This window comes from Streptomyces sp. NPDC005820, from assembly GCF_040630255.1.
Lineage (GTDB): Bacteria > Actinomycetota > Actinomycetes > Streptomycetales > Streptomycetaceae > Streptomyces.
In genome coordinates, this window is sequence record NZ_JBEXXE010000006.1 from 233,213 (window position 1) to 250,949 (window position 17,737).

18 protein-coding genes are annotated in these 17,737 nt (G+C 72.5%); 9 read left to right on the plus strand and 9 right to left on the minus strand.

The window, feature by feature from the left end; genetic code table 11:
- The first annotated feature begins 2 nt into the window (after nucleotides 1-2).
- A complete protein-coding gene (locus ABZ464_RS09835) occupies nucleotides 3-1,496 on the plus strand; it encodes an MFS transporter (RefSeq protein WP_359273474.1) in 1,494 nt (497 codons plus the stop codon).
- A 75-nt stretch (nucleotides 1,497-1,571) separates the two neighbouring features.
- Nucleotides 1,572-1,856, plus strand: a complete 285-nt coding sequence (locus ABZ464_RS09840) for a DUF6332 family protein (protein ID WP_359273477.1) — start codon at nucleotides 1,572-1,574, stop codon at nucleotides 1,854-1,856.
- On the opposite strand, the gene ABZ464_RS09845 is transcribed toward ABZ464_RS09840, so the two are convergent.
- From ABZ464_RS09845 to ABZ464_RS09855, 3 genes are all read right to left on the minus strand, one after another.
- Entirely contained in the window at nucleotides 1,817-2,482 is a 666-nt protein-coding gene (locus ABZ464_RS09845) for a response regulator transcription factor (RefSeq protein ID WP_359273480.1), read from the minus strand. The two genes, ABZ464_RS09840 and ABZ464_RS09845, sit on opposite strands and share 40 nt — an antisense overlap.
- Entirely contained in the window at nucleotides 2,479-3,741 is a 1,263-nt protein-coding gene (locus ABZ464_RS09850; protein WP_359273483.1) for a sensor histidine kinase, read from the minus strand. The genes ABZ464_RS09845 and ABZ464_RS09850 overlap by 4 nt, the downstream gene beginning before the upstream one ends.
- Before the next feature lie 110 nt (nucleotides 3,742-3,851).
- Nucleotides 3,852-4,310 carry a MarR family winged helix-turn-helix transcriptional regulator gene (locus ABZ464_RS09855; protein ID WP_359273485.1) on the minus strand — a complete coding sequence of 153 codons (459 nt, stop codon included), beginning with the start codon at nucleotides 4,308-4,310 and terminating at the stop codon, nucleotides 3,852-3,854.
- 103 nt (nucleotides 4,311-4,413) lie between these two features.
- Here ABZ464_RS09855 and ABZ464_RS09860 point away from each other — a divergent pair, with 103 nt between their 5' ends.
- Nucleotides 4,414-5,013 (plus strand): MarR family winged helix-turn-helix transcriptional regulator, encoded by a 600-nt coding sequence (locus ABZ464_RS09860; protein WP_359273488.1) that lies wholly within the window; start codon nucleotides 4,414-4,416, stop codon nucleotides 5,011-5,013.
- Here ABZ464_RS09860 and ABZ464_RS09865 read toward each other — a convergent pair.
- Nucleotides 5,010-5,702: a TetR/AcrR family transcriptional regulator gene (locus tag ABZ464_RS09865; protein ID WP_359273490.1), complete on the minus strand. Its 693-nt coding sequence runs from the start codon at nucleotides 5,700-5,702 to the stop codon at nucleotides 5,010-5,012. The genes ABZ464_RS09860 and ABZ464_RS09865 overlap by 4 nt on opposite strands.
- A gap of 148 nt (nucleotides 5,703-5,850) precedes the next feature.
- On the opposite strand from ABZ464_RS09865, the gene ABZ464_RS09870 reads away from it, so the two are divergent.
- A complete protein-coding gene (locus tag ABZ464_RS09870) occupies nucleotides 5,851-6,303 on the plus strand; it encodes a nitroreductase/quinone reductase family protein (protein ID WP_359273493.1) in 453 nt (150 codons plus the stop codon).
- A 433-nt stretch (nucleotides 6,304-6,736) separates the two neighbouring features.
- Here ABZ464_RS09870 and ABZ464_RS09875 read toward each other — a convergent pair whose 3' ends face one another.
- A complete protein-coding gene (locus ABZ464_RS09875) occupies nucleotides 6,737-7,987 on the minus strand; it encodes a geranylgeranyl reductase family protein (protein WP_359273496.1) in 1,251 nt (416 codons plus the stop codon).
- A 202-nt stretch (nucleotides 7,988-8,189) separates the two neighbouring features.
- Here ABZ464_RS09875 and ABZ464_RS09880 point away from each other — a divergent pair, with 202 nt between their 5' ends.
- On the plus strand, nucleotides 8,190-9,545 hold the full coding sequence (locus ABZ464_RS09880; RefSeq protein WP_359273499.1) for a dipeptidase: 1,356 nt from the start codon (nucleotides 8,190-8,192) through the stop codon (nucleotides 9,543-9,545).
- 504 nt (nucleotides 9,546-10,049) lie between these two features.
- On the opposite strand, the gene ABZ464_RS09885 is transcribed toward ABZ464_RS09880, so the two are convergent.
- The 3 genes from ABZ464_RS09885 to ABZ464_RS09895 form a co-directional block, all read right to left on the minus strand.
- Nucleotides 10,050-11,093, minus strand: a complete 1,044-nt coding sequence (locus ABZ464_RS09885; RefSeq protein WP_359273502.1) for an NUDIX domain-containing protein — start codon at nucleotides 11,091-11,093, stop codon at nucleotides 10,050-10,052.
- 157 nt (nucleotides 11,094-11,250) lie between these two features.
- A complete protein-coding gene (locus ABZ464_RS09890; protein ID WP_359273505.1) occupies nucleotides 11,251-11,445 on the minus strand; it encodes a hypothetical protein in 195 nt (64 codons plus the stop codon).
- A gap of 95 nt (nucleotides 11,446-11,540) precedes the next feature.
- Nucleotides 11,541-12,485: an ROK family protein gene (locus ABZ464_RS09895; RefSeq protein ID WP_359273508.1), complete on the minus strand. Its 945-nt coding sequence runs from the start codon at nucleotides 12,483-12,485 to the stop codon at nucleotides 11,541-11,543.
- Nucleotides 12,486-12,720: 235 nt separating this feature from the next.
- Here ABZ464_RS09895 and ABZ464_RS09900 point away from each other — a divergent pair, with 235 nt between their 5' ends.
- The 3 genes from ABZ464_RS09900 to ABZ464_RS09910 all read left to right on the plus strand — a co-directional run bounded on the left by ABZ464_RS09900 (nucleotide 12,721) and on the right by ABZ464_RS09910 (nucleotide 14,988).
- The gene (locus ABZ464_RS09900; protein ID WP_359273511.1) at nucleotides 12,721-13,758 is read left to right on the plus strand and encodes a LacI family DNA-binding transcriptional regulator; all 1,038 of its coding nucleotides are present in this window, start codon (nucleotides 12,721-12,723) and stop codon (nucleotides 13,756-13,758) included.
- A gap of 16 nt (nucleotides 13,759-13,774) precedes the next feature.
- Nucleotides 13,775-14,512, plus strand: a complete 738-nt coding sequence (locus ABZ464_RS09905; RefSeq protein WP_359273514.1) for a hypothetical protein — start codon at nucleotides 13,775-13,777, stop codon at nucleotides 14,510-14,512.
- 86 nt (nucleotides 14,513-14,598) lie between these two features.
- Nucleotides 14,599-14,988, plus strand: coding sequence for a VOC family protein (locus ABZ464_RS09910; RefSeq protein ID WP_359273516.1), 390 nt, complete (start codon nucleotides 14,599-14,601; stop codon nucleotides 14,986-14,988).
- A 235-nt stretch (nucleotides 14,989-15,223) separates the two neighbouring features.
- Here the strand turns inward: ABZ464_RS09910 and ABZ464_RS09915 are convergent, their stop codons facing one another.
- A complete protein-coding gene (locus tag ABZ464_RS09915) occupies nucleotides 15,224-16,528 on the minus strand; it encodes an aldolase/citrate lyase family protein (protein ID WP_359273519.1) in 1,305 nt (434 codons plus the stop codon).
- Nucleotides 16,529-16,756: 228 nt separating this feature from the next.
- On the opposite strand from ABZ464_RS09915, the gene ABZ464_RS09920 reads away from it, so the two are divergent.
- On the plus strand, nucleotides 16,757-17,674 hold the full coding sequence (locus ABZ464_RS09920; RefSeq protein ID WP_359273521.1) for an endonuclease/exonuclease/phosphatase family protein: 918 nt from the start codon (nucleotides 16,757-16,759) through the stop codon (nucleotides 17,672-17,674).
- Nucleotides 17,675-17,737 lie beyond the last annotated feature (63 nt).

Sequence of the window (17,737 nt, forward strand, 5' to 3'; positions counted from 1 at the left end):
TCATGACCTCTCCGCTCACCTCCCCCGTCCCCGGCGTGCCAGAGGGACGCTGGACCTCCCGGCTGTGGGGCACCCTGCTGGTGCTGTGCGCCGCGATGTTCCTGGACGCGCTCGATGTGTCGATGGTCGGCGTCGCACTGCCGTCCATAGGCGCCGACCTGGGCCTTTCCACCTCGACGCTGCAATGGATCGTCAGCGGCTACATCCTCGGCTACGGCGGACTGCTGCTCCTGGGCGGCCGGACCGCCGACCTGCTGGGCCGGCGCCAGGTCTTCCTGGTCGCCCTCGGTGTCTTCGCGCTCGCCTCGCTGCTGGGCGGGCTCGTCGACTCGGGTCCGCTGCTGATCGCCAGCCGCTTCATCAAGGGGCTGAGCGCGGCGTTCACCGCACCGGCCGGACTGTCGATCATCACGACGACGTTCCCGGAGGGGCCGCTGCGCAACCGGGCCCTGTCCATCTACACCACCTGCGCCGCCACCGGCTTCTCCATGGGCCTGGTCCTCTCCGGCCTGCTCACGGAGGCCAGTTGGCGCCTGACCATGCTGCTTCCCGCGCCGATCGCCCTGATCGCACTGGTCGCGGGGATCAGGCTGCTGCCGCGCAGCGAACGCGAACGTGAGCACAACGGGTACGACGTCCCGGGCGCCGTCCTCGGCACCCTGTCGATGCTGCTGCTGGTGTTCACGGTCGTCCAGGCACCGGAGGCGGGCTGGACGTCCGCGCGAACGCTGCTCTCGTTCCTCGCGGTCGCCGTCCTGCTGACGGTGTTCGTGCGGGTGGAGCGGCGCTCCGCCGGACCACTGATCCGGCTCGGTGTGCTGCGCTCCGGCAGCCAGATCCGCGCCCAGCTCGGCGCGATGGCGTTCTTCGGGTCGTACGTCGGCTTCCAGTTCCTGGCCACGCTCTACATGCAGTCGCTGCTCGGCTGGTCGGCGCTGCACACGGCCCTCGCGTTCCTGCCTGCGGGTGCGCTGGTGGCGGTGTCCTCGACCAAGGTCGGCGCGATCGTGGACCGGTTCGGCACGCCCCGGCTGATCGCGACCGGCTTCGCCCTTATGGTCGCCGGGTACGCGCTGTTCCTGCGCGTCGACCTCGACCCGGTGTACGCCGCCGTGATCCTGCCGACCATGCTGCTGATCGGCGCGGCCTGCGCGCTGGTCTTCCCCTCGCTCAACATCCAGGCCACCAACGGTGTGGCGGACCATGAGCAGGGCATGGTGTCCGGTCTGCTCAACACGTCCGTGCAGGTGGGCGGCGCCATTTTCCTCGCCGTGGTGACGGCGGTGGTGACCGCGGGCACCCCGGCCGACCCCACCCCGCAGGCGGTCCTGGACAGCTACCGCCCCGGCCTCGCGGTGGTGACGGCCATCGCCGCCGCAGGCCTCCTCATCACCCTCCCCGGTCTGCGTACCCGGCGCGCCCGGGGCTCGGTCGTCGTCGCGAGCTCCACGGTGGAGTCGGCGCAGCCGGACCGCGTACCGGTGGTCCGCGACTGACCGGGGCATCGTCTCCAAGTCGGCGCCCGGCGGTGGTGGTTGCCCCGCCGGGCGCACGGCTGTGAGAATCGCGGGATGGGCGGTCACGGGGGTCGGCGGAGTCGGGCCGAGCGGGATGCGATCACGGTGGAGATCGGATACGCGCTGTTCAGCGCCGCGTTCGCGGCGGTGGTCGTCTTCGGCACGGTCGCCGGCCCGGTGCTGCTGTTCGAACTGCCGGATTCCGTCGCCCGGTTGCTGCTGGGCACGGGGTACGGGCTGGCCGCGGTGCTGTTCGTGGTCCGTGTGGTGAGCGTGCTGCGACGCTTCTCCCGGGCGGGTCAGCCCAGCCAGCCCGGTCGCACCAGGCCCGACTCATAGGCCAGGACGACCAGTTGGGCGCGATCGCGGACGCCCAGTTTCACCATGGTGCGGCTGACGTGGGTCTTGGCGGTGAGGGGGCTGACCACCAGGCGGCGGGCGATCTCCTCGTTGGACAGGCCGATGCCGACCAGTGCCATCACCTCCCGCTCGCGTTCCGTGAGCCGGCCCAACTCGTCGGCTGCGGCCGGTTCCTTGGAGCGGGCGGCGAACTCGGCGATGAGCCGGCGCGTCACACCGGGCGAGAGCAGCGCGTCCCCGGCCACCACCGCCCGTACCGCACGCAGGAGTTCCTCGGGTTCGGTGTCCTTGACCAGGAAGCCGGAGGCCCCGGACCGGATCGCCTCGAAGACGTACTCGTCCAGCTCGAAGGTGGTCAGCATGACCACCTTGACCTGTGCGAGGGCGTCGTCCCTGGTGATTCGGCGGGTGGCCGCCAGGCCGTCCAGCAGGGGCATGCGGATGTCCATCAGGACGACGTCCGGCCGCAGTTCGCCGACCGTGCGCACGGCCTCCTCCCCGTCGGCGGCCTCCCCGCACACCTCGATGTCCGGCTGCGCGTCGAGCAGCGCCCTGAATCCCGCACGGACCAGGGACTGGTCGTCGGCGAGCAGTACGCGGATCACTGGTCCTCCCCATCCTCGGCCGTCGTCGTCCTCGTCCGCACCGGCAGGACGGCGAGCACACGGAAGCCGCCGTCGGCGCGCGGCCCCGCCTCGATCGTGCCACCCAGCGCCGAGGCCCGCTCCCGCATCCCGGCGAGACCGTTGCCGCTGCCGCCCGCGTCCGCGCCGGTCGCCGGCCCGTCGTCGTCGATACGCAGCCGTAGCGTCGTGCCGTCCTCGTCGAGGTCCCCGTCGAGCCGTACGCGCGCGTGCCGCGAACCGGAGTGGCGTACGACGTTGGTGAGGGCCTCCTGGACGATACGGAAGGCGGCGAGATCGGTGCCGGGCGACAGTCGGGGCGGCTCCCCCGCCACCTCGACGGTGAGTCCCGCGCGTGCCGCCTGCTCGACCAGCTCGGGCAGCCGGTCCAGGCCGGGTGCCGGAGCGCGCGGCGCGTCTCCCGGCGTACGGAGGGTGTCGAGTACCTGGCGCACCTCGCCGAGCGCCTCCTTGCTGGCGGACTTGATTGTGGTGAGCGCGGTGCGCGCCTGGTCCGGGTCGGCGTCGAGGAGGGCGAGGCCGACACCCGCCTGGACGTTGATGACGGAGAGGCTGTGCGCGAGGACGTCGTGCAGTTCACGGGCCATCCGCAGCCGTTCCTCGTCGGCGCGCCGCCGGGCGGCCTGTGCGCGCTCGGCCCGCTCCCGTGTCCACTGCTCTCGCCGGGTCCGGGCCAGCTCCGCGACCGCCACGATCGCGACGACCCAGCCGGTGATCACGATCTCCTGCCCGAGGGACGCGGGCTCGTCACCGGACGGCGGCAGCCACCGGTACAGCCAGTACGCGACCAGCAGATGTACGGCGCACAGCAGCCCGAGCGCGGTCCACGCGGCCCGCCGGTGCCCGGCGACGACGGCGGAGAAGCAGGCCACGGCCACCGTGAAGAAGACCGGCCCGTACGGATAGCCCGCCCCCAGATAGAGCGCGACCACGACCGCCGTACCGAACACGACGGCCACCGGATGGCGCCGCCGCCACAGCAGGAGCGCGCAGGCGACGAGCAGCAGGACACGGGCGAAGGGATCGAGCTCGGCCCGCTCGCCCTGTTGCACCTGGGCGGCGAAGTTCGAGCCGGCGAGGACGAAGGCGGTCAGCAGCAGGGTGGAGCGCCACGGCCAACGGCTGCCGTCCGCTCCCTCCCCCGCCCGGCGCGGCCACGGCGGGCCGTGCCCCCGCCACCACCCCGGGCCGCCGTCCCCGCGCGCCTGTTCTGCGTCCATGTCGGCCACGCTAGACGTCGGGAGCCGCGCCGGACGTCCGCCGGGCGAGGTGATCAGCCGTACTCCCCTGGAAGTAGGACCGGTCCCGCCGCCCGCGCGGACGGCCGTCCTCAGCGGGCCGCGAGCGCCGCCTCGACGTTGCCCGCCATCACGGAGAGCACCCGCACGGTCTGCGTGTACTGCTCGCCGGTCAGGCCCGTGAGGAGGGTGGCTCGGGTCGTCCGGACGCGGGCCCGCGCCTCCGCGTGCGCGGCGCGGCCCTCGTCCGTGAGGGCGAGGCGCTCGTCCGGGCCGGCCGGGATCCATTCCCGGGCGGTGAGCCGCCCGAGCACCTCGTCCAGGGTGGGGCCGCCCTCCGTCCAGAACGGGGCGAGGGCGTCGGAGAGCCCGGCGCGGCCGACAGGGCCGCCGTCGGCGAGCGTGTTGAGCACCTGCCACTCGCGCCGGCTGACGCCGAGATCGGCGAGGGTGGCTTCGAAGTGCTGGTCCAGGAGGTTGTCGAGGTGCTTGAGCCAGTAGCCGAGGGGACGGGCGGGAACGGACACGGAGGCCTCCGGAAGAGATCGCATACCCATTTCCAGATCAGTTCCATGTAAAATGACATGTAGTTGTCTTCTACTATGCGCAGGAGGGCTCGTGGGCGGCAAGCCGATTTCGGACCCTGTGGGCCCTGTGGGCCCGGCGGACCCGGCGGACCCCATGGCCCCGGCGGGCGGGACGGGTGCGGACGAGGGCACGGCGGCGATCGAGCGGGCCGTCGTGGCTCTGCGCCGGGCGCAACGGCGCCGGAACCTGGCCCGGCTGTCGGAGCGGCGCGCCGAGCGCACCGGCGAGCACGCCGCGCTGCCCGACGGCGTCTTCGATCTCCTGGACGTGGTCGAGTCCGCCACGGAACGGGGCGAGGCCCTGACGGTGACCGAGGCGGCGGCCGCGCTCGGCGTCGACCAGCCCCGGGCCAGTCGCCTCGCCGCGCAGGCCCTGCAGGCCGGGCTGCTGCGTCGCGAGGCCGATCAGCGCGACGGCCGCCGGTCCCTGCTGACCCTCACCGGCGACGGGCGCACCGCCCTCGCCCGTATCCACGACTTCCGCCACCGCGTGGTCGCCGAGACGGTCGCCGAGTGGCCGCCCGAGGACCGTGACGCGCTGGCCCGGCTGCTGACCCGGTTCGTCCGGGACTTCACTCACCTGGCCGAACAGCCCGGCCCACCCACCGGTCGTGGCCACGACCGCAGCCCCGGAGGCGCGGTCGACGAACACTCCGAAGGGCTCTAGCGCAGCCCCACCCCGTACGCCAGTCGCGTCACCGCGTGGCGGAAGAAGGGCTCGCGCTCCTCCACCATCCGGTTGAACTGGCCGAACAGTTCGAAGCCGACCAGTCCGTACAGCTGCGCCCAGGCCGCGACCAGCGCCGCGACCGCTCCCGGCGGCAGGTCGGGGGCGAAGTCGCCCGCCATCCGCACGGCCTCCGGAACGAGTTCGTCGGCGAGGAGCGGCACCTCCAGCATCTGCAACCGGTGCGCGTCCCGGACGATGGCGATGAGGAGCAGACCGACCCGGGACGCGGCCGGCACGGTGGTCCGGGGTGCGCTGTAGCCGGGGACGGGTGTGCCGTAGATCAGCGCGTACTCGTGCGGATGCGCCTGCGCCCAGCCGCGCACCGCCTCGCACACCGCGACCCAGCGCCGGACCGGGTCCGCCCCGGCGACGGCGGCGTGCGCGGCCTCCGCGCGCTCGCCGAGGGAGTCGTACGCATCGATGATGAGTGCGGTGAGCAGGTCGTCGCGGCTCGGGAAGTACCGGTACAGCGCGGAGGAGACCATGCCCAGCTCACGCGCCACCGCCCGCAGCGAGAGCTTGGCGGCGCCCTCGGCGGCCAGCTGTCTGCGCGCCTCCTCCTTGATGGCGGCGGTGACTTCGATCCGGGCGCGGGCGCGGGCCCCCTGGGCGGCGTTGCTGCTCATGTACGCCAGTCTCCCATGGGAGCGGATCAGTGCACACATTCGAGAGCGACGCAAAAATTCGAGAGCACTGCTCTTGCATTGGATCGCCACTCTCCGGCACACTCGAATCAAGCGAGAGCACCGCTCTCCCAAATGACTGGGGTCACCGATGTCGTCGCAGCCGTACTACCTCAAGGGCAGCCCGCTGAACGTCCGTCTCAACAGTGTCATCGGCTGGCTGGCCCGGCACGGGCTGAGCCTCATGGGCTCGGCGGAGATGTCCGTACGGGGCCGCAAGAGCGGGCAGCTGCAGCGCATCCCGGTCAATCCGCACGCGTACGACGGGGCGCAGTTCCTGGTCTCGGCGCGCGGGCACTCCCAGTGGGTGCGCAATATGCGTGTGGCCGGCGGCGGGGAGCTGCGGGTGGGGCGCAAGGTGCGGACGTTCACCGCGGTGGAGCTCCCCGACGAGGAGAAGCTCCCGATCCTGCGGACCTATCTGGAGAAGTGGGGCTGGGAGGTCAACCAGTACTTCAACGGGGTCACGTCGAAGTCCACCGACGAGGAGATCGTGGCGGCGGCCCCCGACCACCCGGTGTTCCGGATCACGGTCGAGGGCTGACCACGCGGGGCCGACAACTCACCCAGGGCCCGCTCTGCGGCGGCCGCAGCTCGGCGAAGTTCCCAGCAGGCGTGCAAGCCCGGCCACGGGCTGCCCACAAGCCCGGCCCCGGAATCGGAATCGGACTCGGGGAAGGACTCGGCCATGGTCCCGGCACGGCGGTTGTCTCCAGGCCAGGCCCAGCCGCCGCGACCCGCGCTCCACCGCGCCGCTGGCTGCCCGCAGCCGCCCGCCCGGCCGGGCACAGCCCCACCCGCCGCCCCGCGCGGCCCCGCCCCACACAGCTTCGGCCGGCGCAGGTCTGCCCGGCACAGGTCTGGCCCCGGCACAGCCGTCCACCGACACAGCCCCGCCCCAGCGGCGCACGCCCGCCCCAGCGGCGCACGCCCGCACCGAGCGCGGCGCACCGCCTCCGGCCCGGCCGCCCGCCGGTTCAGGCGTCCTCGGGCTCCTCCGTCGGTGTCGCGACCGGCTCCTGCCTGCGGTCCATCAGGGTCAGCGCGCGCTGGGCCATCGGATGCGAACGGACGAGCTCACCGAGAGTCGTACGGCCGCGGGTGATGTCGGCGAACGCGCGCCAGGCCGGGCGGAAGCCGGTGAGGGCCGCGTGGAAGAGGCCGGGGCGGCGTTCGAAGGCCGCGAGCATCCGCTTGCCGACGGCCATCTCCACGCCGAGGCCCGCCTTGATCGCGAAGGCGTAGTTCAGGGCCTGGCGGCGGGTGTCCACCGCGTCGTGCGCCTCAGCGATGCGGACCGCCCACTCACCCGCGAGCCGGCCCGAGCGCAGTGCGAAGGAGATGCCCTCGCGGGTCCACGGCTCCAACAGGCCCGCCGCGTCCCCGCAGACCAGCACGCGCCCGCGGGAGAGCGGCGAGTCGTCGGCGCGGCAGCGGGTGAGATGGCCGGAGGAGATGCTCGGCTCGAAGCCGGCCAGGCCCAGCCGCCCGATGAAGTCCTCGAGATACCGCTTGGTGGCGGCGCCCTCGCCGCGCGCGGAGATCACACCGACCGTCAGTGTGTCGTCCTTGGGGAACACCCAGCCGTAGCTGCCGGGCATCGGGCCCCAGTCGATGAGGACGCGGCCCTTCCAGTCCTCGGCGACGGTGTCCGGGACCGGGATCTCCGCCTCCAGGCCCAGGTCGACCTGGTCGAGCTTCACGCCGACGTGCGCCCCTATGCGGCTGGCGCTGCCGTCCGCGCCCACCACCGCGCGCGCCAGCAGGGTCTCGCCGCCCTGCAGGACGATCGCCACCGTGCGCCGGTCGGGCACCGCCGAGCCGTGCTGCTCGACACGGGTGACGGTGACGCCCGTGCGCAGTTCGGCGCCCGCCTTCTGCGCGTGCTCGACCAGCTGCTGGTCGAACTCGGGCCGGTTGATCAGCCCGAACAGCATCTGCCGCGAGCGGCGGGTACGGGTGAAGCGCCCGTTGTTGGAGAAGGTCACCGCGTGCACCCGGTCGCGGAAGGGCAGTTCGAAGCCGGGTGGCAGCGCGTCCCGCGAAGGGCCGATGATGCCGCCGCCGCACGTCTTGTAGCGGGGCAGCTCCGCCTTCTCCAGCAACAGCACGCGCCGTCCTGTGACCGCCGCCGCATAGGCGGCCGAAGCCCCCGCGGGTCCCGCGCCCACCACGACGACGTCCCACACCTGCCGCACGTCGTCCGCCGAAGAGTTCTCGCTGCTCACGATGGTCTACTGCTCCCGATCAAGCCGCCTGCCGCACCTGTCCCCCGCATCCTACGGCGGAGATCGTCACGGCCCGATGACAGTCCGCTGTGGAAAGATCGGCGAGGTGCGCGACCCCATCCCGGCAGCGCGTACGCTCGCACGGTCCCTCGAACGGACCCGTGCCACCCTGTACAACGTCGCACCCACAAGGAGCGTGCCCATGTCGTCGAATCCGGTCGCCGAGACCGTCGCCTCGCTGATGCCCAGGGCGAAGGCGGAGCTCACCGAGCTGGTGGCCTTCAAGTCGGTGGCGGACTTCGACCAGTTCCCGCGCAGCGAGAGCGAGGCCGCCGCCGACTGGATCACGGCCGCGCTGCGGGCCGAGGGCTTCGAGGACGTGGCCGTGCTCGAGACCCCCGACGGCACGCAGTCGGTGTACGGCCGTCTGCCGGGCCCGGAGGGCGCGCGGACGGTTCTGCTCTACGCGCACTACGACGTGCAGCCGCCGCTGGACGAGTCGGGCTGGACCACCCCGCCGTTCGAGCTGACCGAGCGCGACGGCCGCTGGTACGGGCGCGGCACCGCCGACTGCAAGGGCGGCTTCATCATGCATCTGCTCGCGCTGCGCGCCCTGAAGGCGAACGGCGGTGTCCCGGTGCAGGTGAAGGTGATCGTGGAGGGTTCGGAGGAGCAGGGCACGGGCGGTCTGGAGCGGTACGCCGAGCAGCACCCGGAGCTGCTGGAAGCCGACGCGATCGTGATCGGCGACTCGGGCAACTTCCGCGTCGGTCTGCCCACGGCCACCTCCACCCTGCGCGGTATGACGATGCTGCGCGTGAAGATCGACACACTCGAGGGCAACCTGCACTCGGGGCAGTTCGGCGGCGCGGCCCCCGACGCGCTGGGCGCGCTGATCCGCGTACTGGACTCGCTGCGGGCCGAGGACGGCTCGACGACGGTCGACGGGCTGACCGGTGACGCGCGGTGGCAGGGGCTGCAGTACGACGAGGAGCAGTTCCGTCGGGACGCCAAGGTGCTGGACGGCGTCGGGCTGATCGGCTCCGGCACGGTCGCGGACCGGATCTGGGCCCGCCCGGCCGTCACCGTGCTCGGCATCGACTGTCCTCCGGTGGTCGGCGCCACACCGTCCGTGCAGGCGAGCGCCCGTGCGCTGATCAGCCTGCGGGTGCCGCCGGGCGTGGACGCGGCCGAGGCGACGAAGCTGCTCCAGGCGCACCTGGAGGCGCACACGCCGTGGGGTGCGCGGGTGAGCACGGAGCAGATCGGCCAGGGCCAGCCGTTCAGCGCCGACACCACCAGCCCGGCGTACGCGGCGATGGCCGACGCGATGGCCGTCGCCTACCCGGGCCAGGAGATGCAGTACGCGGGCCAGGGCGGCTCGATCCCGCTGTGCAACACCCTCGCGGCCCTGTACCCGGCCGCGGAGATCCTCCTCATCGGTCTGAGCGAGCCGGAGGCCCAGATCCACGCGGTCAACGAGAGCGTGTCGCCGGAGGAGTTGGAGCGCCTGTCCGTGGCGGAAGCACTGTTCTTGCGGAACTACGCGGCAGGATGAGCGGACACGTACCGTTCCTGTGACGGAAGAGGGGCCGTACGTCCCAGGCACCCTCCGTGACTGGCTGGCGGCGCGGTTGCGTACGTCGGACGCGGCGGCGGAGGCGGCGTGCGCGCTGGTGGACCGGGAGCTGTCGGCCCTCGCGTCCTTCCTCCGTGAGCGTCGGCTCCTCCACTTCGACGCGCATTCCGCAACATCCACCGACGGGCGGCGGCTCTACCACGCGGCCGACCACGGCCTCGCCGTGTCCGCCCGGTTCCGGCTCGGCCTCCGGGAACGGGACTTCCTCGCCGTACACCAGGACGCGAGGAGCGTGAGGCCTTCGTGCGTGCCTGCCCGGAGGGCCTTCGGTCGCAGGGGTCCCCGAGGGCGCGGCCTCGCTGTTGCGCCGCCACGCCCCGGTCGCGGTCGTGATGGAGGAGTTCCGGCGCAGGCTGGTGGAGGGGAGCCGTTCGGCTCCGTTCCCGGCGCAGGAGGTGCGGCGTGCGCTCGGCCGAGGTGGGCTCAGCCGACCGGAACCCCGGCCTCCAGGTACAGGGCGGCGCCGCGCTCCCGTGCCCTGAGCGCCCAGCGCAGCCGCTCGTAGCGGACCGGCGGCAGGAGATCCGCCGCCTCCGCCTCGGTGACGAAGCGCCATCCGCGCAGTTCGGGGCCGGGCAGCAGCAGCCCTGCGACGGCCGCGGCGTCGAGCCGGCCGCCGTCGAAGAGGAGGCGCAGTCCGCCGTAGCCGGGGGGTGTGGGCCGTTCCCAGTCGACGACGAGCAGCCGGGGTACGTCGTCCAGGTGGACGCCGGTCTCCTCCTCGACCTCGCGCATCCCGGCGCGGGCGGGTGCCTCGCCGGGTTCCACGACCCCGCCGGGGAACTCCCAGCCGGGTTTGTAGGTCGGGTCGACGAGCAGCACCCGGTCCTGATCGTCGAAGAGCAGCACGCCGGAGGCGAGGGTCTCGCCGGTGGGTTCGGGGGTCTGGACGATGTCGCAGGCGGGCACGGTCCCGGTGCCGACCGCGTCGGCTATGCGGACGGCGGTCTCGTACGGGGTGAGGTGGCTGGTGTCGACCAGGTGGGCGTCGGTGGTGAGCCAGGAGGCGAGGGCGGCGCGGTAGGGCTCGATGTGGTCGTAGGACCACTGGCGGACGCGTATCTCGCCGTCGGGGAGGTCGGGCGGGACCTCCCGGCCGGCTATACGCCCGCGCAGGATCGTTTCCGCCGGGGCGAGGAGGATGTGGCGGACCGGTATGCGGCGAGCGGCGAGACCACCGAAGATCTCGTCGCGGTACTCCTGGCGCAGCAGGGTCATGGGGACGACGAGGGTGCCGCCGACCTCGCCGAGGAGCGCGGCCGCGGTGTCGATCACGAGCCGGCGCCAGATCGGCAGGTCCTGGTAGTCGCCGACCTCCGCGAGGCGCTTGGGCGGCAGCAGGTGCGGGAGCGCTCCGCCGATGACCTCGGGGTCGAAGAGCGTGCTGTTCGGGATCAGGTCGATCAGTTCCCGTGCGGTCGTGGTCTTGCCCGCACCGAACGCGCCGTTGATCCAAACGACGGTCACATGTCCCCCTCTTCTGTTGGCCCCCTGTGGCTTGCCCGCTCCACCCTGCCACGGAAACCACCTCCGGGAAGAGGGCGCACGAAGGCCGTGGCGCCGGTGCTCCCGCGAAGGGGCACCGGCGCCACGGCCCGCTGCGTCCGGCGTGCCGCGCCCGCCGTCAGTCGCCCTGGCCCAGGGCGTTGTCCTCGATCGCCAGGCTGTCGCTGGCGATGGTGTGGTCGAGGCTGCCGACGGTGTCGCGGACGTTCAGGTCGTCGAGGTCGTCGGCGCCCAGGCCGTGGGAGGGGGTGATGGCCGCGACGACGAACCCGGTGGCGAGGGAGGCGATGGCGAGCATGCTGCGCTTCTTCATGCCCACTCCAACGGCCGGACCGGATGGAGGTCACGCCCGGACCGCGTTCACCTCCCGCCGCACGGCCCGCCTGAACGTTCTTGCGGGGCAGGCCCTCACACCCGTACGGCCCCGGCCCGCGCCAGTGCCGCCGCGGCCGCCCCCACCAGCCCCGCGTCGGTCCCCATCTGGGCCGGGACCACCGTCAGGCGCTGGACGAAGGAGAGGGTGGCGTAGTCGGCCAGCGACCGGCGCAGCGGTGCGAAGAGGATGTCGCCGGCTTTGCCCACGCCCCCGCCGATCACCGCGATGTCGATCTCGACGAGGGTCGCGGTGGCGGCGATGCCGGCGGCGAGGGCCTGGGCGGCGCGGTCGAAGGAGGCGACGGCCACCGGGTCCCCCGCGCGGGCGGCGGTGGCCACGGCGGCCGCGGAGGTGTCGCCGTCGGGGCCGGGCCGCCAGCCGTTCTCCAGGGCGCGCCGGGCGATGTTGGGGCCGCTGGCGATGCGTTCCACACAGCCGCGCGCCCCGCACGGGCAGGGATCGCCGTCGAGGTCGACGCTGATGTGGCCGATGTGGCCGGCGTTGCCGGTGGGGCCCGGGTGCAGGCGTCCGCCGAGGACCAGGCCGCCGCCGACCCCGGTCGAGACCACCATGCACAGGGCGTTGTCGTGGCCGCGGGCGGCGCCCTGCCAGTGTTCGGCCGCGGTGATCGCCACGCCGTCGCCGATCAGCTCGACCGGCAGGTCGCCGGTCGCGGCACGGACGCGGTCGACGAGCGGGAAGTCGCGCCAGCCGGGCACGTTCACCGGGCTGACCGTGCCGGCGGAGGCGTCCACCGGGCCGGCGCTGCCGATGCCGACGGCGTACACGCGCGGCCACAGCGGCGAGGCGGTCAGCTCCTTGAGCACCTCCTCGACGGCCGCCATCACGGTGTCGCCGTCCTCCTGCGCGGGCGTGGGCCGTTGCGCACGGACCAGGATCGTGCCGTCGCCGTCCACCAGAGCTCCGGCGATCTTGGTGCCGCCCATGTCGAGCGCGGCCACGAGGTCGGTCTGCATCAAGTCTCGGTTCTCCCCGTCAACCTTGGAAAAGGGGCCGGCCGGCCTGTGGTGGGGGACGTGGGCCGGAGTTTGTCGCTGGACAGTCTCTCTCGCATCTGACAACGTTGTCCAGGCTCTATGCTCGACGCCACATCCTCATACAAATCCAGGGACCCATCCACCCCACCGGTGTCGTCTTCCGATCGCCGCCGTGGCCGCCGTCCCGTGGACGACAGGAACAGGACTCCGCATCGTGCCCGAGACGCCGCGCCGCCCCGACAGCCGTTACGGCAACCGTCCCACCATGAAGGATGTCGCGGCACGCGCCGGGGTCGGACTCAAGACGGTCTCCCGGGTGGTGAACGGCGAGCCGGGGGTGACCCCCGAGACGGAGCGCCGCGTCCAGGAGGCCATCGACGCGCTGGGCTTCCGCCGCAACGACAGCGCGCGGGTGCTGCGCAAGGGCCGTACCGCGAGCATCGGTCTGGTCCTGGAGGATCTCGCGGACCCGTTCTACGGCCCGCTCAGCCGCGCGGTGGAGGAGGTGGCCCGGGCCCACGGGGCGCTGCTGATCAACGGCTCCAGCGCCGAGGACCCGGACCGTGAGCAGGAGCTGGCGCTGGCGCTGTGCGCGCGGCGGGTGGACGGGCTCGTGGTGATCCCGGCCGGTGACGACCACCGGTATCTGGAGCCGGAGATCAAGGCGGGCGTGGCGACGGTGTTCGTGGACCGGCCGGCCGGGCAGATCGACGCCGACTGCGTGCTGTCGGACAACTTCGGCGGGGCGCGTGCGGGCGTGGCCCATCTCATCGCGCACGGGCACCGGCGGATCGGCTTCATCGGTGACATGCCGCGCATCCACACCGCCGCGGAGCGGCTGCGCGGTTACCGGACGGCGATGGAGGACGCGGGGACAGAGGTCGCGGACGCCTGGGTCTCGCTGGGCACCACCGATCCGGACCGGGTGCGCCGGGCGGCCGAGGAGATGCTGTCCGGTCCCGAGCCGGTCACGGCGGTGTTCTCGGGCAACAACCGGGTGACGGTCACCGCGATCCGGGTCCTCGCGGAGCGGTCCCGCCGGGTGGCGCTGGTGGCCTTCGACGACCTGGAGCTGGCGGATCTGCTGCAGCCGGGGGTGACCGTGGTCGCGCAGGACGCGGCGGCGCTCGGCCGGACCGCCGCGGAGCGGCTGTTCCGGCAGCTGGAGGGCACGCTCGTCGTCCCGGAGCGCATCGAGCTGCCGACCCGGCTGGTGATGCGCGGTTCGGGCGAGCTGGCGCCCGCGGACTGAGGCAGACTGGGCACAGATGGACGAACGCCAGGAGCACCGCACGCTGGAGGCGCTGGGTCTGGCCCGTGCGCCGCGCGACCATCCGCTCATCTACCCGGGTGTGTGGCCGGCCGAGTCGGGCCTGCTCGCCGGTGATCTGCTGCTGCCCCTGGACCGGCTCACGCATCCCGGGCGCAGCCCGGTCCTGGCCGTCGGCTCCAACGCCTCTGCCGGGCAACTGCGGTACAAGATGGCCGTGTTGGGGATCACGTCCCCGGTCCCGATGGTGCGGACCCGGGTGACGGGTATCGACGTCGGCGTCTCGGCGCACGTCAGCCGTCTGGGATACATGTCCGCCTCTCCGGTCGACTCCCCCGGCACCGCACGGGAGTTGTTCGTCATCTGGCTGGACGACGAGCAGCTCGCCGCCGTCGACGCGACCGAGCCGAACTACGACCGGGTCGTCCTGCCCGCAGCGCGGTTCCGGGTCGAGCTGGAGAGCGGCGAGGTGCTCGACGACGTGTTCTCGTACGTGAATCGGCACGGTGTCCTGCACAACGGCGGCGGCTCCCCGCGCAGCCACCCGGGCCAGCGTGTGCTCATCGCCGAACTCCTTGTGGAATCACCGGCGTTGAGACGGCTGTTCGGTGCGACGCCGGAGGAGTTCGTGGCCCGGGCCAGGGCCGACGTGCGGCTCTGCGAGCGGGGTACGCGGCTGTTCGCGGAGGAGAAGCGGGTGACGTGTTCCGGGCTGGAGGATCTGCGGTGCGGCTAGGATCGGAGTACGGCATCGCGTGTCGGTCACCGGCCGGGTGAGGCATGGAGGTGCCCGTGAGATTGCCTTGCGGAGGCATTCCACACATGTCCATAGAACTGAACCACACCATCGTCCACTCCTGTGACAACCGGGAGTCCGCCGAGTTCCTCGCCCACATCCTCGGGCTCGAGGTCGGAACGGAATGGGGCCCGTTCGTCCCCGTCGACACCACCAACAAGGTCACCCTGGACTTCGTCACGGTGCCGGCGGAGTCGATCGTGACGCAGCACTACGCGTTCCTCGTCTCGGACGAGGAGTTCGACGCCGCGTTCGCCCGGATCCAGGCGGCGGGGATCACGTACTTCGCGGATCCGCACGGGAAGCAGCCGGGTGAGATCAACCGTCACCACGGCGGCCGGGGCCTGTACTTCATGGATCCGGCCGGGCACGGGATGGAGATCATCACGCGCCCGTACACGTTCTCCGAGGAGTAGCCCCTGAGGGCTGCGGGGCCCTGGGTCGTGTCCGCAAAGTCCCTCCCCCAGAGGGGGTACCCCCAGCCCCGCGACGCCTGGCACTCTCCCCCAGAGGGGGCACCCCCACCCGCCGCGCCGGACGAAGCCCCAAGTACATCCAGTACGAGGGTCTCCGCCCCGGCACGCCGAGAGCGCGCACCAGACGCCGCACGGCCCGCCCTTCGGGCGGACGACGGGACTTTGCGGACACGCCCTAGGGTGCCGAAGCCGTGAGATCGCCTCGTCGAGGGGCCGCGAAGCCCTCCAGGGCCGCCCGGGACAGCCCGGTCGCGTCGGTCACCTCGGCGAGGTCGAGGGCGCCGCAGTCCAGGCCGCGCAGCAGGTAGCCACTGAGGGCCTTGGCGGTGGCCGGTTCGTCCATCACGTCGCCGCCGGTCCGGTTGGCGTACCGGGCGAGGCGCTCGGCGGCCTGGGCGTACCCCTCGCGGTAGAAGGCGAAGACGGCCGCGTAGCGGGTGGGGATGTGGGCGGGGTGCATGTCCCAGCCCTGGTAGTAGGCGCGGGCCAGGGCGCGGCGGGTGAGGCCGTAGTGCAGCCGCCAGGCGTCGTGGACCCGCGCGGTCGGGCCGACGGGCAGGACGTTGGTGGAGCCGTCCGAGACGCGGACGCCGGTGCCGGCCGCGGCGACCTGCATGACCGCCTTGGCGTGGTCGGCGGCCGGGTGGTCACTGGCCTGGTAGGCGGCGGACACGCCGAGGCAGGCGCTGTAGTCGAAGGTGCCGTAGTGCAGTCCGGTGGCGCGGCCCTCGGCGGCCTGGATCATGCGGGCGACGGTCGCGGTGCCGTCGGTGGCGAGGATGGCCTGGCTGGTCTCGATCTGGATCTCGAAGCCGAGCCGGCCGGGTGTGAGGCCGTGTGCCTTCTCGAAGGCCTCCAGGAGCCGCACCATGGCGGTGACCTGTTCGGGGTAGGTGACTTTCGGCAGGGTCAGCAGCAGGCCTTCGGGCAGGCCGCCGGCCGCGAGCAGGCCGGTGAGGAAGATGTCGAGGGTGCGGATGCCGCGGTCGCGGACGGCGGCCTCCATGCATTTCATGCGGATGCCCATGTACGGGGCCGCAGTGCCCTTGGCGTGGGCCTCGGCGACGAGCCGGGCGGCGCGGGCGGCGGTCTCGTCCTCCTCGGGGTCGGGGCGGGGACCGTAGCCGTCCTCGAAGTCGATGCGCAGGTCTTCCACCGGCTCGCGCTCCAGTTTGGCCCGCACGCGTGCGTGGACGGGTTCGGCGAGTTCGTCGGAGAGGCCGAGGCAGGCGGCGAAGGTGGCGGCGTCGGGGGCGTGTTCGTCGAGGGCGGCGAGGGCGCGGTCGCCCCAGGAGCGGATGGTGTCGCCGGCGAAGGTGTCCGCGGGGACGTAGACGGTGTGGACGGGCTGGCGGGTGCCGGGGTCGCCGGGGTAGCGGCGGTCGAGTTCGGCGTCGACGGGGGCGAGGGAAGCGCTGATCTCTTCGCTGACGGCGCCCGCGAGGCTCGTCGCCACCGTCTCCTGCTGGCCCTGACCCATCCCGCACCCTCCAGTTTTCCGTATAGCGGAATCAATAGTCCGTAGAGTGAAGTTATCCGTGGACATTCCGGCGGGTCAACACCCCGTCCACGCCCTGGTCATCTCGCGCACACCGAGTGCCCCGGGCGAGCACGGAGCCATGGTTCTGTGTGATCACTTCCGCACCTTCACCCTCTTCCGCACAGACCCGCACACCTTCATCCTGGCTCACGGGGCGAGAGGGGACACATGACAGGCACCGCGGGACCGACGCGGCGGACGGGACTGAGAACGATGGTCGCGGCAGCCGTCGGGGTGCCTCTGCTCGCCGCGGTCGGGGCCGCCGAGCCGCGCGGATCGGCCCCGGCACGGGCCCGGAGGCCGCACCCCGTGGCCCCGCTGAAGATCATGACGTTCAACCTCCGGGTCCCGGTCGACCAGGACGGCAACAGCTGGGTCCACCGCCGCCCGGTGATGCGGGCGCTGTTACAGAGGACCGCGCCGCATGTCATGGGCACCCAGGAGGGGCAGTTCCGGCAACTCCAGGCCGTGTGGGCCGACATGGGCCCGCACTACGACTGGATCGGCACCCCGGGCAGCGGTGACGAGGAGTCGGTGGCGATCTACTACGACGTCCGTCGGCTCGAGCCCCTCGAACACGACGTGTTCCGTCTCTCCGACACGCCGAACGTGCCGGGCTCCAACACCTGGGGGGCGGCCTTCCCCCGGCTGGTGACCCGGGTTCTCTTCCGCGACCGGCAGGACCCGGGACGGGAGTTCCATGTGCTCAACACCCATCTGGATCACCGGAGCGAGTACGCGCGCGTGCGGGCGGCCAGGCTGATAGCCGAGCGGATCAGCGGGCTCGGCCCCTCCCGTCCGGTCCTGCTGACCGGCGACTTCAACGCCGTCGCCCACACGGACGAGGCCTACGCCGCCCTGCTGGACTCCGGACTCGTCGACACCTGGGACACGGCGCGGGAGAACGGTCCGCTGTTCGGGACGTTCAACGGCTGGAAGAGGCTCAAGCCCGACGGCGACCGCATCGACTGGATACTGTCGACCCCCGACGTGACGGTCCACCGGGCGTGGGCCGACCCCTTCACCGTGAACGGCCACTATCCGAGCGACCATCTGCCGGTGCTGGCGTCGGTGAGCCTGAAGTGAACGCCCGAGGCCCCCGTGACCGCGGGGGTCACAGGGGCCTCGGGCGACTGCGCCGATCGGGTG

Excerpts from the sequence above, each read along its gene's own strand:
- ABZ464_RS09835 (WP_359273474.1), top strand. The coding sequence starts at position 3 with ATGACCTCTCCGCTCACCTCCCCCGTCCCCGGCGTGCCAGAGGGACGC.
- ABZ464_RS09840 (WP_359273477.1), top strand. The coding sequence starts at position 1,572 with ATGGGCGGTCACGGGGGTCGGCGGAGTCGGGCCGAGCGGGATGCGATC.
- ABZ464_RS09850 (WP_359273483.1), bottom strand. The coding sequence starts at position 3,741 with ATGGACGCAGAACAGGCGCGCGGGGACGGCGGCCCGGGGTGGTGGCGG.
- ABZ464_RS09855 (WP_359273485.1), bottom strand. The coding sequence starts at position 4,310 with ATGCGATCTCTTCCGGAGGCCTCCGTGTCCGTTCCCGCCCGTCCCCTC.
- ABZ464_RS09865 (WP_359273490.1), bottom strand. The coding sequence starts at position 5,702 with ATGAGCAGCAACGCCGCCCAGGGGGCCCGCGCCCGCGCCCGGATCGAA.
- ABZ464_RS09870 (WP_359273493.1), top strand. The coding sequence starts at position 5,851 with ATGTCGTCGCAGCCGTACTACCTCAAGGGCAGCCCGCTGAACGTCCGT.
- ABZ464_RS09880 (WP_359273499.1), top strand. The coding sequence starts at position 8,190 with ATGTCGTCGAATCCGGTCGCCGAGACCGTCGCCTCGCTGATGCCCAGG.
- ABZ464_RS09890 (WP_359273505.1), bottom strand. The coding sequence starts at position 11,445 with ATGAAGAAGCGCAGCATGCTCGCCATCGCCTCCCTCGCCACCGGGTTC.
- ABZ464_RS09895 (WP_359273508.1), bottom strand. The coding sequence starts at position 12,485 with ATGCAGACCGACCTCGTGGCCGCGCTCGACATGGGCGGCACCAAGATC.
- ABZ464_RS09905 (WP_359273514.1), top strand. The coding sequence starts at position 13,775 with ATGGACGAACGCCAGGAGCACCGCACGCTGGAGGCGCTGGGTCTGGCC.
- ABZ464_RS09910 (WP_359273516.1), top strand. The coding sequence starts at position 14,599 with ATGTCCATAGAACTGAACCACACCATCGTCCACTCCTGTGACAACCGG.
- ABZ464_RS09915 (WP_359273519.1), bottom strand. The coding sequence starts at position 16,528 with ATGGGTCAGGGCCAGCAGGAGACGGTGGCGACGAGCCTCGCGGGCGCC.
- ABZ464_RS09920 (WP_359273521.1), top strand. The coding sequence starts at position 16,757 with ATGACAGGCACCGCGGGACCGACGCGGCGGACGGGACTGAGAACGATG.